A 14,328-nucleotide genomic window follows, 5' to 3' on the forward strand; every position below is an offset into this window, starting at 1 on the left:
AGATCGAACGTCGACAGCAGGGTCTCAGTCGTCGTCGGGGAGTTCGTCGACGAGGACGACGGCCTCGCCGTCGATGATGGTCTCGCCGTCGTCGACCACGCGGGTGGTCAGGCGGTACTGGTCGTCGCCCAGGTCCTCGACGATCTCGCACTCGGCGGTGAGGCGGTCGCCCAGCCGGACGGGGTTGTGGAATTCGAGATCCTGAGAGAGGTAGATCGTCAGGCCCGGCAGGCGGGCGAGGCCGGCGCTGATGAGGCCGCCGACGAGCGTCCCGTGGGCGATGCGGCCCCGGAAGCGCGTCTTGCTGGCGAACTCGTCGTCGAGGTGCAGCGGGTTGGTGTCGCCGCTCGCGGCGGCGAAGGACTTGACGTCTCGGTCGGAGATGGTCTTGGTGAACTCGACGCGGTCGCCGACGCCGAGGTTGCCGCGGTCGTGCTCCGTCAGCTCGACGTGCCACTCGGGCAGGTCCTCGTCGGCCTCGATCCGGTCGACGGCCGCTACCCCGTCCTCTTCCGAGGAAGGCGAGACGCCGAACGCCGCGAACGCCGCCCGATTGGCCGCGACCACGCTGTTGAACATGTGCGAGGACGTCTCCGCCCACGTGTCAAGCAGCGCGTTCCGGTGCGGTTCAGAACTCATCGATACCCGCTTTTGGGTTTGGCGCTATTAAAACGTAGTGGTCCGTGATCCCGTATATTCGTCCCAGAAAGCGTCTCTACGGCGTCTATGCGGGATACGTGGGGCTTACTATCACCGAGCGAGGCCGCGAGAGAAAATCCGGTCCCTACCTCGCTCGCCGGTGACTGCCGGTCGGCGGTAACGCGCCATTACCGCCTCGTCGACTGCACTCCCGCAGCAGCGCGTCCGGCTGTTCCCACCGAACTAGCGCCACCTCGATTCGGTGCTACGTGGCTGCTCGCGTCTCGGGCTGGATAGCGACCGGTCGACGTCGTCGAGACGACGACGATCCATTGAATGGTATAGAATGGTATTGAGTGGTATTCAGCGCAACTCTTATGTATTCGAGGGAAGTACGTACTGTCGACCGATGACCGACGAGAACGACGGTTCGACGTGGCCGCCGGCGATGTTCAGCGGGATGCAGGAGATGAGCGAGCAGGCGATCGAGACCCAGCAGGAGTTTCTCAACCAGATGATGCAGGCCGGTGCGGGCGGGCTGGACATGAACCAGCTCGGCGCGATGAGCCAGACGGCGACGTTCAAGACGCGCGTGCAGTCGGGCGGTCGGATCTCGATCCCCGACGCCGAGCGCGAGGCGCTGGACATCGAAGAGGGCGACATCGTCCAGACCGTCGTCATCCCGGTCAAGCGGAACCGAGAGTGATACCCATGGCCTACACCACCCCCATCACCACGGCGTTCGAGATGCAGCGCACCACGATCGAGCAGAGCCAGAAGGCGCTGGAGCAGACCATCGACTTCCAGCGGACGGTCAACGAGGCCGTCGTCGACAGCTTCGACAGCCAGCGCTCGGCCCAGCGCCGCGGCGTCGAGCTGTCCCAGACGCTGGCCCACAGCTACCTCGACGTCGTCGAGTCCTCGATGCCCGGCGCGGCCGGCACCGTCGACGAGGTCCGCGCGGCCGTCGACGAGCAGTACGACTTCCTGCTCGAGAACCACGCGGAGGTCTTCGAGACCGTCGCCGACGAGTACGAGCAGGGCGCCGACGCCTACGACGAGCTGACCGCCGACTACGTCGAGGCGTTCGACGAGCAGGTCAAGCTGCTGGTCGAGGCCCACGAGGAGCTCGAATCGCAGTCCATCGACGTCGCCGAGCAGTGGGGCGAGCAGCTGGAGACGCTCCAGGACCAGGTCGAGGACCTGCAGGAGCAGGTCAGCGACGTCCAGGAGCGCGCCGCCCAGGCCGTCGAGGCGTAGAACCGGTTTTTTCTTTCAGTGCACACGACATACACCCATGAGCAACACTAACGAGATGCAGGAGCAGTGGACGGAGATGGTCGAGGAGATGAACGACGCGGTCGCCGACTCCCTCGAACAGAACATGAAGGCCCAGGCCGCGTTCGTCGAGTCGTGGGCCGAGGCCGTCGAGGACTCGGTCCCCGAGGAAGAGGCGATGGCCGAGGGCATCCAGGGCTACAACCGCGCCTACGAGGTGTGGATGGACGCCGCCGAGCAGATGTTCGAGCGGACCACCGACGCCGCCCAAGGCGATGACGTCGAGCCCTCCGAGTACCGGGACATCTGGCTGCAGTCGGCCAACGAGGCGTTCAAGGAGGTCATGTCGACCAGCGCCTTCGCGGCCGCCAACGGCCAGCTCGTCGAGCGCATGATGGAGATGCGCCGCGAGGCCGACGACGTGAGCCAGGAGACCATCGCCCAGCTCGGCTTCCCCACCCGCGACGACGTGGACGAGGTCGGCGAGCGACTCGTCGAACTCGAACGACGCCAGCACGCCGTCGAACAGAAGCTCGATCGGATCATCGACCACCTGGAGGAGTAAGATGGCCAGCGAACGCGCCGATCCGTTCAACCCCATCTCGATGGCGCTCGACGCCCAGCGCACCGCGCTGGAGACGATGACGCAGGCGACCGAGAGCAACGCCGACCTCCCCGAGGCGCTGGCGACAGTCCAGAGCGTCGACGTCGGCCAGACGCCCAGCGAGGTCGTCTACGAGGAGAACAAGCTCGAACTGCTCCACTACAAGCCCGAGGAGGCCGGCATCGAACCGGAGCAGACCCACGACGTGCCGATCCTCATCGTCTACGCGCTGATCAACAAGCCGTACATCCTCGACCTGCAGCCCGAGCGGTCGGTCGTCCGCCGCCTGCTCGAGGCGGGCCACGACGTCTACCTCATCGACTGGAACGAGCCCTCGCGGATGGACCAGTACCTCACGCTCGACGACTACGTCAACCGCTACATCGAGAACTGCGTCGACGAGGTCCGCGAGCGATCCGGGCAGGACAAGATCAACATCCTCGGCTACTGCATGGGCGGCACGATGTCGGCCATGTACGCCGCGCTCCACCCCGAGAAGGTCAACGCCCTCGGCCTGATGGCCGCGGGGCTGTGCTTCGAGGGAACCGGCGGGGTCCTCGAGCAGTGGGGCTCCGACGAGTACTACGACCCCGAGGACGTGACGGAGACGTTCGGCAACGTCCCCGCGGAGTTCCTCGACGTGGGCTTCGCGCTGATGGACCCGGTCGACAACTACGTCTCGAAGTACGTCCGCTTCTACGAGAACCTCGAGAACGAGGACTTCGTCGAGAACTTCGGCCGCATGGAGCGGTGGCTCTCCGAGGGCATCGACGTCGCCGGGGAGGCCTACGACCAGTTCCTGCGCGACCTCTACCAGGACAACAAGCTCTACAACAACGAGATGTACCTCGACGGCACGCACGTGAACGTCGAGAACATCGACATGCCCGTCCTGCAGATCATGGGCGAGTACGACCACCTCATCCCGGCCGACGCCTCGAAGCCGTTCAACGAGGTCGTCGGCTCCGACGACGTGACCACTATCGAGTACTCGACCGGCCACATCGGCCTCTCCGTGTCTTCCTCGTCGCACGAGGAGGTCTGGCCCGAGGTCTGTGAGTGGTACGCCGAGCGCTCGGAGGTCGCCGACGTCGAGGGCGTCGACGTAGGTGCGGAAGTCGAGGCCGTCGCCGAGGAGGGTCAGGCCGCCGCCGACGCGGCCGAACCCGACGACGTGACCGCGGCGGAGGAAGCCGCCGAGGAGGACGCGTCCGAACAGGGCCCCGCCGCCGAGGAAGAGACCGTCGCCGAGACGACGGCCGAGGACGAACCCGACAGTCCCGAGGTGGACACCGTCGCCGGCATCGGTCCGACGTACGCCGACCGCTTGCGCGAGGCCGGTATCGCCACCGTCGCCGACCTGCTCGCCAGCGAACCTGCCGAAGTCGCCGACATCACGGGCGCGCCCGTGGCCCGCGTCGAAGACTGGTTCGAACAGGTCGAGTAGCGCCGCTCACTCTCGGTTTCGCTTTTCGCCGCCTTTGACGGACGCCCACTCGATGGGATCGACGTCAATTCCGGCCGCGAGTCACTGCAGCGCCGACAGCCGGGCCGCGGCGAAGGGGACGCCCATCTCGCGGGGCGTGAACCCGCCGTGGATGCCCGCGAAGTCGGCGACTTTCTCCATGCTCGGGTAGCCCAGTGCCCGGTCGTCGTCGGTGACGATCACGTCGCCACAGCGCTCCCAGCCCGGCGCGTCGGCCGGCCCGAACAGCTCCAGCGTCCGAGCGCGTTCGCGGGTGATGGCCGTCGCACCGGCCGATTCGATAGCCTCGACGACGGCGCTCACTTCGCCGGGTTCGACCGCGAGGTGGCAGGCGCGCGGGTCGCCGAACGGCGGCATCGGCTCGCCGTCGCGTCGGCGGAGTCGCTCTTCGACCCCGTCGATATCGAGCACCCGGAGGTACCCGTCGGCTCCCGAATCGAGGGGGATCGCTCCGTGGTCGGCCGTCACGATCAACAGCGTCTCCTCCGCGGTCTCGGCGCCGACGCCATCGTAGAGCGCCCGTGAGAGGTACCGCGTCACCCGTCCGAGCGCGTCGTGGTACGCGCCGGCGTCCGGGCCGTACTCGTGGGTCAGATCGTCGAGTATCGGCGTGTACCAGTAGGTGTAGGAGGGGCCGCGAGCGTCGGCGAGGGCGTTCCGGAGCGTCCGTGCGCCGTCCGACGGGTCGTCGAAGGGGATTTGCCTCGCGCCGCGGAAGACCGCGTTCGCGTACTCGGTGTCCAGCGTCTCGGCGGGCTGGATCACGCGCGACTCGATGCCCTCCTGTTCCATCCGGGCGTACACCGGCTCGACGCCGACGTAGTCGCCGACCTCCAGCGGTGGTTCGGTCGACGCCTCGGCGAGGTCAGGACGGACGTCGTGCTGGAACGGCCGGACGATGGTTTCGGCGCCGGGTAGCGCGGCGTCACAGCCGAGGACGCCGTGTTCGGCCGGCGTCGCCCCGGTGTGGACGCTCGTGATCGCGGGGGTCGTCGACGCCGACGCGACGGAGGTCAGCGGCGTCACCGCGCCGCGCTCCTCGAGACGCGACAGGAACCGGTGGTCGTCGGCGTCGCGGCGCCATCGGTGCCAGCCGAGGCTATCCAGCACCGCCACGACCACGTGGGACACCGCTGTCTCGACGCCCGACAGCGCGTCCGCGGGGAGCCCTCGCCCGACGTCCGCGTCGAGCACGTTCCCCGCCGTCCCGGGCACGTTCGCGAAGCAGTATCCCTCGTAGTCTGGGACCACGAGCCCGTCTCGCGCCCGCCGTTCGAGAAGGGCTGCGGTCTCGCCGTGACGAAGCATTAGCTAGTCACACACATTTAGATTAAGTAAGCTTTCTGGATGGGTGACATTCTTCCGGGACCTGTGACGGCGGATCGATTTAGGTGGGCCGGGGTCACCTACCGGTATGCGAGTCAGCGTCATCGGCGGCGGCCGGGTCACCGACGAGCAAGCCACGACGGCCGAACGGCTCGGTCGCGAACTCGCCGAACACGGCCACGAGGTCGTCTGCGGGGGACTCGGCGGCGTCATGGAAGCGGTCTGTCGCGGCGCGAGCGAGGCCGGCGGCCACACTATCGGCATCCTCCCGACCGAGCGCCGCGCGGACGCGAACGAGTACGTCGACACCGCCATCGCGACGGGGATGGGCAACGCGCGGAACGTCCTCGTCGCGATGAACGGCGACGCCGTCATCGCGGTCGACGGCGGCACGGGCACGCTCTCGGAACTCGGCCACGCGCTCGATTTCGGCAAGCCCGTGGCGGGCCTCGGCACACATCGCATCGACGGCGTCGCCGGGATCGACCACGTCGAGACGCCTGCCGAAGCGGTCGATTCGGTCGAGCGCCGCGTATGAGGGGGAGGCCGGAACTGGTGCTCTTTCGGCAACTCAGGCGGTGCCCAGCGCGGCCAGCACCTCGTCGACGGCGGCGGGGACCGCTCGGGCGAAGGCGGCGAACTGGACGTAGTATCTGGCCCGGTCGCTCACGGCGGCCCGCTGGAGCGTCGGGTCGCCCCACTCCCGGAGCGACGCGTCGGTGCTCGCCATCTTCGCGACCGGAGACGCCAGCAGTTCCCGCGCCAGTCGGCGGTCGGCGCTGGTTTCGAGCGCGTTCTCGACGGCGGTGACGGCCGCCGAACGCCGCTCGCGCAAGGCCGCGGCGCTGTCGACCGCGAGTAATTCCTCGGCAGCGACCCGGTCGCGCAGCGACTGGAATGCGCCGGCCATCGCGATCCCCTCGTAGCGCGCGAGGACGTCCGAAACCGGGTCCGCCGTCGCGTCGCGGTCGGCGAAGTAGTGGGCGTGAGCGTGCAGCGTTCGGAGCGCGGACTCGACGCCTCGGCCGACGCCGCTCGCGTCGGCCTCGATCAGTTCGTCGGCGTCGTTGGCGTCCGTTCCCGGGAGGTTCGCGACCCGCCCGTCAAGCGTCGTCGTCAGCGACTCCCGGGCGTCGACGAACGCCGACTCCAGCGATCGGGAGTCGGTCAGCGATCGCGTGAACCGCTCGGCGACGTGTTCGGCGTCGGCCAGTCGCGCCTGACCCCTCGCGACCGCCCCGGCGCGCTGTCCGACGGCCAGCGCGTCGGGTAACCGCTCGGCCTCGGCGTCGTCGGTCGTCGGTGTGGCCGCCGGCGCCGGCCCGTAGTCGTCGCGTTCGGCCGCGGCGTCGTTGGCCGCGCCTTCGACGAGCGACCCGACGATCGCGTGGACGAGCAGTGCCTGAACGGGGTCCTCGGGATCGCCGAGCAGGGTGTGGTTCTCGCGGAACGCGTCGACCGTGCGTTCGAGCGTTCGCCCGCGCGATCCTATCGCCTCGCGGGTGAGGTCGTCAGTCGCGAACGCCCACGTGCTCGCGGCGCGCTCGGCCGAGTAGTGTGCGTTCCGGAGACTGACGAGTTGCTCCCAGATAGTCTCGGCCTCATTGGCCGCTGTCAGGTTCTGGCGAGCGTGTTCGACGCTGCGTCGAACCGGCGGCCGCGTCTGCTCGTCGAGCGTCCCATCGGACGGGAGCGGGTCGGGAACCTCGGCGAGCGTCGACCGGACCGTCCGCCGCGAGACGTCGAAGTGCGACGCGGCGACGAGGACGGGAAACGGTCTGGTCACGTCGGGGAGCGGTCCCGAGACGGCAGTTCTGACCGCCGTCGCATCCAGCGGCGTCGTCTCCGACTCCTCGCTGGAACCGAAGACGGAACAGCCCCCGAGCGCCGCCGCCCCCGCGACCGCCAGCAGCCGTCGCCGCGTCAATCCGCCCATTGACGAGAACGGTGAGGCGATGCGGTAAAAATCTCGTGGCCGACGGACGGGCCGGAGGGCGGTCCGGCGTGAGTCACTTCGCGCCAAGCGCGGCCAGCGCCTCGTCGACGGCGGCGGGCGTCGCTAGCGCGATGGCCTCGATCTGGACGTACGTGGCGATCTCCCGGGCGACCCTGTAGTGCTCGACCGACTCGCCGCTCGTGTACCGCTCGACGATCCGACCGACGTAGTCGAACCAGCCGACCGGTCCGGCGATGATCGCTCGCGCCAGGCGCTCGTCCGCGCTCTCGGCGAGCGCGTCCTCGATGGCCGTCTCCGCGTCCGAGCGGATCGCCCGAACGTCCTCGGCCGACTCGACCGTGCGGTGCTCGCCGGCGTCGATCCGATCGCGGAGCCGCTCGAACGCGCCGATCCGGGCGAGCGCCTCGGCGGTCTCGACGACGCTGTCGGCCGGCCCGTCGGCCGACGACCGGTCGCCCTCGTAGGGGAGGTCGCTGTGGACGTTCGCGAGCGCCTCGCCCGCGACCGCCTCCTCGATGTCCGCATCGACCATCGAGTTCACGTCGGCGTCCTCGCCGGGGAGGTCGGCCATCCGCGAGTCGACGGTCGACGCCAGCGAATCGCGGGCGTCCGTAAACGTCGAGCGCAGCGACCGGGGGTCCGATAGCGAATCCCGGAACCGCTGCCCGACGTGGTCGGCGTCCGCGAGCGTGGCGGTGGCTTCCTCGACGGACCCCGCGCGCTCGCCGACGACGAGGGCGTTGACGACCTCCGCGCGACTGTCGTCGAGTTCGAGGTCGGTGCGGGCGCTCGCGGTCCACTCCTCGACGAGGTCGTGGACGAGCAGCGCCCGGACCGCGTCCTCGCCGACGTACGTCCAGTCCTCGCGGAACGCGTCGATCGCCTCGCGGGTCGCCCGGCGGTTCGACCGCACGTCCGCCGCGCTCGACTCGTCGTTCGCGACCGCCCACGTCGCCTCGACGACGCGAGCCGTGCCGCGGGCGTCGGCGAGCAGTTCGAGCCGCTCGCGGTCGCCAGTCGCCTCGACCGCGTCGGCAATGCTGCTTCGCGCCTCCTCCGCGTGGTCGGCGACTTCCTCGCGCATCGCCCCGTTCGGCATGTCGTCTTCGGTCAGCGGAAGCGGTACGGCGTCCAGCATCCCGTGAGCTCGCTCCCGGGACGCGGTCACGTGCGAGTCGGCGACCGCGACCGGGAACGGCCGAGCGACCGACGGCCCTTTCCGGGAGACGACGTCCAGGAGGGCGGCCCTGTCGAGTTCGACGGGGTTCGAGCCGAGCAGGTTGCCCGGGATGCTACAGCCCGCCAGCAGCGTCGCGCCGCCGAGCGCGAGCGCACCCCGCCGCGTCACGCGCGAGTCGGCCGGCTGCGGTTCGTCGCTCATCGCGTCCCCCCGTCCCGGGACGCCGCGTCGGCCGGCGTCCCCGTTTCGCCTCCGGCACTCGATTCGGTGCCGGAGTCACCCGAGGGTCCCGAGCCTGCCGTGGTTCCGGGGGCAGTGACGGGAGGCGTCGGCCGCCCGCGATCGCCGGGCGAGGGGAAACAGTGCCCGTTGCTGACGCCGGTCCCGCCGAGTTCGTACTGTTCCGGGTCGAGGGCGGCCGGGATCCGGACGAGCGTTGCCTGTCCGTCGCGGGCGTCGGCCTCGCAGGCCACGTCGTGGTCGCGGAGGAACTGGCCGTAGCTGATCTCGACTTCGCGGTCGGCCCAGCTGACGTAACACAGGACGAGCCGGTAGCACTCGTCGGTCAGCTCGTGGTGGAGGTAGAGCGTCTCCCGGTCGAAGTCCGTCTCGGCGACGAACTCACGGACCGCCTCGGCGGAGTCGGAGAACTCGGTTTCTGCGACGGCGGCATCGTCGATAGTGAGCGTCTCGGCCGTCGCGCGGTCGGCGACGAGTCCGCGGGTGACCCGGTCCCTGCGCTCGACGGTTCGGCCGTCGGTCGGTCGGTCGTCTGGGTCGAGGAACCAGGCCAGACGGTCGCCGAGTTCGTAGTCGCTCCCCCGGAGCGTCACGTGCTCCGGGTCCTGCGCGACGTGGTCGTCGGGGTGGCGGTCTGCCGCTGGCGTCGGCGATCCGTCGCTGTCGCCGGTGTCGTTACAGCCGGCGAACCCGGCCGCGAGACCGACGGCAGTCTGGAGGGCGCGGCGTCGCGTGAATGGGGGCATCCGGATTAGGTGTCACTCCGGAATAATATATATCTCGTGGATGGGCCGCCCGGGAGAGTCCGCGTGTCGGGGGATTCAAATCGGTCTCGGCCGTATCGGGGGTCAATGGGAAACGCTGATCTGCGCGACCTGGCGGCCCTCGAGGAGGTGTCGTTCGACGATCTTGCGGGGTCGGTCGTCGCCGTCGACGCCCACAACTGGCTCTACCGGTACCTGACGACGACGGTCCGGTGGACGAACGACGACATCTACACGACCGCCGACGGCGACGAAGTCGCCAACCTCGTCGGTATCGTTCAGGGCCTCCCGAAGTTCTTCGAGCACGACATCACTCCCGTGTTCGTCTTCGACGGGTCGGTCGTCGACCTGAAGGACGACGAGGTCGAGCAGCGCCGGGCCGAGCGCGAGAAACGCGAGGAGAAACTGGAGACGGCCCGCGAGGAGGGCGACGCCGTCGCGGTCGCGCGCCTCGAATCGCAGACCCAGCGGCTCACCGACACCATCCTGACGACCACCCGCGAACTCCTCGAACTCCTCGACGTGCCCGTGGTCGAGTCGCCCGCGGAGGGGGAAGCCCAGGCCGCCCACATGGCCCGCGAGGGCGCCGTCGACTACGTCGGCACCGAGGACTACGACGCGCTCCTGCTCGGGGCGCCGCTGACGCTCCGCCAGCTCACCAGCAAGGGCGACCCCGAGCTGATGGACTTCGAGGCGACGCTGGAGACCCACGACCTCACGTGGGAGCAACTCGTCGACGCCGCCATTCTCATGGGCACGGACTTCAACGAAGGCGTCTCCGGCATCGGGCCGAAGACCGCCGTCAAAGCCGTCCGCGAGCACGGTGACATCTGGGGCGTCTTCGAGGCTCGCGACGTCTACGTCGACCAGGCCGACCGCATCCGCGACCTCTTCCTCAACCCCGCCGTCACCGACGACTACGAGTTCGAGCGCGACATCGAACCGGACATGGAGGCCGCACGCGCGTACGTCTGCGAGGAGTGGGAAGTCGACCCCGACGAGGTCGAGCGCGGCTTCGAGCGCATCGAGCAGTCGGTCGTCCAGACCGGCCTCGATCGCTGGACCTGAGCGACGCCGGCCCGAGAGCTCACCGAAGAGGACGGATACCGACGCGACCCGGCCGGTAAGCCGGTGATACTGCCCGAGGGCTACCATTCGTGTCACCCGACGGACGCCGGCGGGCGAGTGAGCGTCCTTACTTGCGGTAGGCGATCGACGCCATCGCCTATCTCTAGCTTACGGAACGAACGGTTTCCCGGCTTTAACCGTGCGAATTCCTAAGAGTCGTCGGAGTCAATACGATGACAGACGAACACAGCGACCGGAGAGCCGCAGGTGAACCGTCGCGACGATCAGTTCTGAAAAGTGGCGCGCTCGCGGGGAGTGCGCTCGCGCTCGGAACCGGTGCCGTCGTCGCCGGGAACGACAGCGACGGCGGCGACCAGGGAGCCGCGGCACTGACCGATCACACGGGTACCGACGACGGGAGCGACGACGAGACGGAGACGCCCTTCGCCTCGGTCCAGTTCTCCAACCAGGAGTCGAACGGGACGGACGTGGTCGTCGATTCGCACACGCTCTCGGAGTCCGGCTACGTGGCGTTCCACGACCCGTCGTTGCTCGACGGGGAGGTCGCCGGGAGCGTCATCGGCGTGACCGACTACCAGGAACCGGGCATCGAATACCGGACCGAAGCGTCGCTGTACGACGTCCCCGGCGGGGACTTCGACGAGACGGAACTCACGGAGACGACGCCGATCGTGGCCATGCCCCACCGCGAGACCTCGGGCAACGAGGAGTACAACTTCCTGACCAGCGACGGCCAGGAAGACGGCCCGTTCACGGAGGCGGGCCTGCCCGTCGTCGACCTGGGCCACGTCGTCCCCGACGGTGCAGGCGGGACGGCGACCGACGACGGTTCGACCGAGACGGAAACGCCGACCGAGATGGGCGGGGAGACGGAGACACCCGGCGAGACCACCGAGACGGAGGACGGGGCCCCCTTCGCGGCGGTCGACTTCGCCAACCAGAACGTCTCCGACGACACGGTCGTCGTCGGCGAGGTCGTTCTCTCGGACGGCGGGTTCGTCGCGCTCCACGACGCGCGCCTGCTGGAGGGCCAGGCCATCGAGAGCGTCGTCGGCGTCTCGGAGTACCTCGAAGCGGGGAAACACCGGAACGTCGAGGTGACGCTCGACGACCCCGACCAGATCACCGAGGTCGCACTCCCGGCGCCGCCGCTCGTTCCGATGCCCCACGAGGACACCAACGGCAACGAGGAGTACGACTTCGTCACCAGCGAGGGCGCCGACGACGGCCCCTACACGGAGGCCGGCGAACCGGTCGTCGACATCGGGCTCGTCAACCTCGAGAGCGACGCCGGGACCGAGACGGAGACCGGCGTCGGCGCGGAAACGGAGACGGACGACGGGACCGAGACGGACCACGACACTCCGACCGACACGGACGACGGGTACTGAACGGGGAACCGAGCAGTTAGCTGTCGACCGACCCCGGAACCGGTCGCCCGGTCGAGGCCTCCGGCCGCCGGTCCTCGGAGGCCTACCCCGGACACTCGGGCCACTGCTTGTTCTCGGGGATCACCGGCACGTCGACGTCGACGTCAGCGCCGTAGTCGGTGAATCGCATCGTCGTCGACGCGGTCGCCGTGTTCCCGTTCCCGGAGACCTCGAACTGGAAGTGCGTTTTCCGCAACCGATCGGTCTCCTCGTCCAGCCAGACTCGTACCTCGGCGTTCTCGACGTTCGGCCCGCCGAACAGCGACCGCGAACGCCGCTTTTGGTACTGCGTGAGCGCCTCGCTCGTCGGCTCTCCGACGAGCAGCGTCGCCTCCTCGCCGTCGAGAGTCTCGGTGCCGTTGTAGGACAGCGAGCCGGATTCGAGCAGGGCGAGTTGCCGGGCGGCGGGGGTCAGCGTCGACCAGTCGTCGGCTTCGCGCTCGTCGACGCCCCACAGGCCGGTCATGGTCCCACACTCCTGATACCGCGTCCGGTTGTGCAGGTACGACTCGAAGACCTCCCCGTCCCGTTCGCTGAACCCGTGTATCCGCCGCTCGGTGGCGTCGACGGTGCCGTTCACGCGCACGTCGACGCGCTCGGTCCGGCCGTCGGCGGTCGCGACGACGCTGAGGTCGCCGTCGAAGCGGTAGGTGTCCGTCTCGTTCATCGCGTCTCTCGCGTCGGCGAGCGCGGATTCGGCGCGGTCGTCGCGGGTGTGGTCCGGACCGAGCAGCGAACACCCGGCGAGGACCAGACAGACGGCGACCGCGAGGTGGAGGGCGGGGCGGCGCATGGCCGGCGGTTTCCTGCCCGCCGGCATATGTCTTGGGTGCCTCGCGGCGGTCGGCACCTCGGGTGGGCCTCCCGGGTCGGCGCGTCTTCGGTGGCTTTTACGCCTCTCGATTCGACGCTCCGCGTATGTCAGACGACGACTATCGTACGGAGGAGGACAGCCTCGGGGAGATGCAGGTGCCGGCGGACGCCTACTGGGGCGCCCAGACCCAGCGCGCCGTCGAGAACTTCCCGATCAGTGAGGAGACGTTCGGGCGGCGGTTCATTCGGGCGCTCGGCGTCGTGAAGAAGTCCGCGGCGCTGGCCAACGAGGACCTCGGCCTCGTCGAGGCGGACAAGGCCGAGGCCATCGTCGAGGCCGCCGACGAGGTCATCGCCGGCGAGCACGACGACCAGTTCCCCGTCGACGTGTTCCAGACGGGCTCGGGCACCTCCTCGAACATGAACGCCAACGAGGTCATCGCCAACCGCGCGACCGAGATCTACGGCGGCGAGATCGGCTCTCGGGAGATCCACCCGAACGACCACGTCAACTACGGTCAGTCGTCAAACGACGTGATCCCGACGGCGATGCACGTCGCCAGCCTCGAAGCCGTCGAGAACGACGTGCTCCCCGCGCTGGAGACGCTCGCCGACGCGCTCGGCGAGAAGGAGGAGGCGTTCGACGACGTGGTCAAGACCGGCCGCACCCACCTGCAGGACGCCACGCCCATCACGCTCGGCCAGGAGTTCTCGGGCTACCGCACCCAGATCGAGAAGGGCATCGAGCGCGTCGAGGGCGTCCGCGACCACCTGAGCGAACTCGCCCTCGGCGGGACCGCCGTCGGGACGGGCCTGAACACCCACCCCGAGTTCCCCGGGACGGCCGCCGAGTACATCAGCGAGGAGACGGGCATCGAGTTCCGCGAGGCCGACAACCACTTCGAAGCTCAGGCCGCCCACGACGCGATGTCCGAGGCCCACGGCGCCCTGCGGACCGTCGCCGGCAGCCTGAACAAGATCGCCAACGACCTGCGCCTGCTCGCCTCCGGCCCGCGTAACGGTCTCGGCGAGATCGATCAGCCGGAGAACCAGCCCGGCTCCTCCATCATGCCCGGGAAGATCAACCCGGTCGTGGCGGAGGCCGTCAACCAGGTCCACAAGCAGGTCGTCGGCAACGACGCCGCTGTCTCCGCGGGCGCGGCGGAAGGCCAGATCGACCTCAACCTCTACAAGCCCATCCTCGCGAACAACTTCCTGCAGTCCGCGCGGCTGATCGCCAACGGTAGCGAGACCTTCGCCGAGAAGTTCGTCGCGAAGCTCGAAGCGGACCGCGAGCACTGCGAGGAGCGCGTCCAGCAGTCGATGGCGCTCGCGACGGCGCTCAACCCCGCGATCGGCTACGACAAGGCCAGCAAGGTCGCCAAGCGCGCGATGGCGGAGGGCAAGACCATCAGGGAAGTCGTGGTCGACGAGGGCTACCTCAGCGAGGAGGAAGCCGACGAGGTACTCGACCCTGCGAAGATGACCGAACGCGTTATCCTCGGCGACGAGTAGGGCGTTC

General features: G+C 68.9%; 14 protein-coding genes. 8 read left to right on the forward strand and 6 right to left on the reverse strand.

Annotation, left to right across the window (positions count from 1 at the left end):
• Positions 1-24: 24 nt before the first annotated feature.
• A complete protein-coding gene (locus AB2U09_RS19070) occupies positions 25-579 on the reverse strand; it encodes a MaoC family dehydratase (protein ID WP_459195129.1) in 555 nt (184 codons plus the stop codon).
• 469 nt (positions 580-1,048) lie between these two features.
• Here AB2U09_RS19070 and AB2U09_RS19075 point away from each other — a divergent pair, with 469 nt between their 5' ends.
• Genes AB2U09_RS19075 through phaC form a run of 4 tightly spaced genes read left to right on the forward strand, consistent with a single transcriptional unit; the run spans position 1,049 to position 3,968 of the window.
• Positions 1,049-1,345, forward strand: coding sequence for an AbrB/MazE/SpoVT family DNA-binding domain-containing protein (locus tag AB2U09_RS19075; RefSeq protein WP_459194331.1), 297 nt, complete (start codon positions 1,049-1,051; stop codon positions 1,343-1,345).
• A 5-nt stretch (positions 1,346-1,350) separates the two neighbouring features.
• Positions 1,351-1,899, forward strand: a complete 549-nt coding sequence (locus AB2U09_RS19080) for a hypothetical protein (RefSeq protein WP_459194332.1) — start codon at positions 1,351-1,353, stop codon at positions 1,897-1,899.
• Positions 1,900-1,936: 37 nt separating this feature from the next.
• On the forward strand, positions 1,937-2,482 hold the full coding sequence (locus tag AB2U09_RS19085) for a poly(R)-hydroxyalkanoic acid synthase subunit PhaE (RefSeq protein ID WP_459194333.1): 546 nt from the start codon (positions 1,937-1,939) through the stop codon (positions 2,480-2,482).
• A 1-nt stretch (position 2,483) separates the two neighbouring features.
• Complete coding sequence (gene phaC / locus AB2U09_RS19090) at positions 2,484-3,968, forward strand: class III poly(R)-hydroxyalkanoic acid synthase subunit PhaC (RefSeq protein ID WP_459194334.1); 1,485 nt, start codon at positions 2,484-2,486, stop codon at positions 3,966-3,968.
• 81 nt (positions 3,969-4,049) lie between these two features.
• Here phaC and AB2U09_RS19095 read toward each other — a convergent pair whose 3' ends face one another.
• Positions 4,050-5,315 carry an alkaline phosphatase family protein gene (locus tag AB2U09_RS19095; RefSeq protein WP_459194335.1) on the reverse strand — a complete coding sequence of 422 codons (1,266 nt, stop codon included), beginning with the start codon at positions 5,313-5,315 and terminating at the stop codon, positions 4,050-4,052.
• Between the two features lie 106 nt (positions 5,316-5,421).
• On the opposite strand from AB2U09_RS19095, the gene AB2U09_RS19100 reads away from it, so the two are divergent.
• A complete protein-coding gene (locus tag AB2U09_RS19100) occupies positions 5,422-5,871 on the forward strand; it encodes a TIGR00725 family protein (protein WP_459194336.1) in 450 nt (149 codons plus the stop codon).
• Between the two features lie 33 nt (positions 5,872-5,904).
• Here the strand turns inward: AB2U09_RS19100 and AB2U09_RS19105 are convergent, their stop codons facing one another.
• The 3 genes from AB2U09_RS19105 to AB2U09_RS19115 all read right to left on the reverse strand — a co-directional run bounded on the left by AB2U09_RS19105 (position 5,905) and on the right by AB2U09_RS19115 (position 9,456).
• A complete protein-coding gene (locus AB2U09_RS19105) occupies positions 5,905-7,269 on the reverse strand; it encodes a hypothetical protein (RefSeq protein ID WP_459194337.1) in 1,365 nt (454 codons plus the stop codon).
• Between the two features lie 73 nt (positions 7,270-7,342).
• Positions 7,343-8,671 carry a hypothetical protein gene (locus AB2U09_RS19110; protein WP_459194338.1) on the reverse strand — a complete coding sequence of 443 codons (1,329 nt, stop codon included), beginning with the start codon at positions 8,669-8,671 and terminating at the stop codon, positions 7,343-7,345.
• The gene (locus tag AB2U09_RS19115; protein WP_459194339.1) at positions 8,668-9,456 is read right to left on the reverse strand and encodes a hypothetical protein; all 789 of its coding nucleotides are present in this window, start codon (positions 9,454-9,456) and stop codon (positions 8,668-8,670) included. The genes AB2U09_RS19110 and AB2U09_RS19115 overlap by 4 nt, the downstream gene beginning before the upstream one ends.
• Before the next feature lie 105 nt (positions 9,457-9,561).
• Between AB2U09_RS19115 and fen the strand changes: the two genes are divergently transcribed.
• The gene (gene fen / locus AB2U09_RS19120) at positions 9,562-10,542 is read left to right on the forward strand and encodes a flap endonuclease-1 (protein WP_459194340.1); all 981 of its coding nucleotides are present in this window, start codon (positions 9,562-9,564) and stop codon (positions 10,540-10,542) included.
• A 233-nt stretch (positions 10,543-10,775) separates the two neighbouring features.
• A complete protein-coding gene (locus tag AB2U09_RS19125; RefSeq protein WP_459194341.1) occupies positions 10,776-11,954 on the forward strand; it encodes a DUF7282 domain-containing protein in 1,179 nt (392 codons plus the stop codon).
• 82 nt (positions 11,955-12,036) lie between these two features.
• Here the strand turns inward: AB2U09_RS19125 and AB2U09_RS19130 are convergent, their stop codons facing one another.
• On the reverse strand, positions 12,037-12,786 hold the full coding sequence (locus AB2U09_RS19130) for a LolA-like protein (RefSeq protein WP_459194342.1): 750 nt from the start codon (positions 12,784-12,786) through the stop codon (positions 12,037-12,039).
• 125 nt (positions 12,787-12,911) lie between these two features.
• Here AB2U09_RS19130 and AB2U09_RS19135 point away from each other — a divergent pair, with 125 nt between their 5' ends.
• Positions 12,912-14,321 (forward strand): class II fumarate hydratase, encoded by a 1,410-nt coding sequence (locus AB2U09_RS19135; protein ID WP_459194343.1) that lies wholly within the window; start codon positions 12,912-12,914, stop codon positions 14,319-14,321.
• Positions 14,322-14,328 lie beyond the last annotated feature (7 nt).

The sequence above is a fragment of the Halosimplex yunnanense genome, from assembly GCF_054504345.1.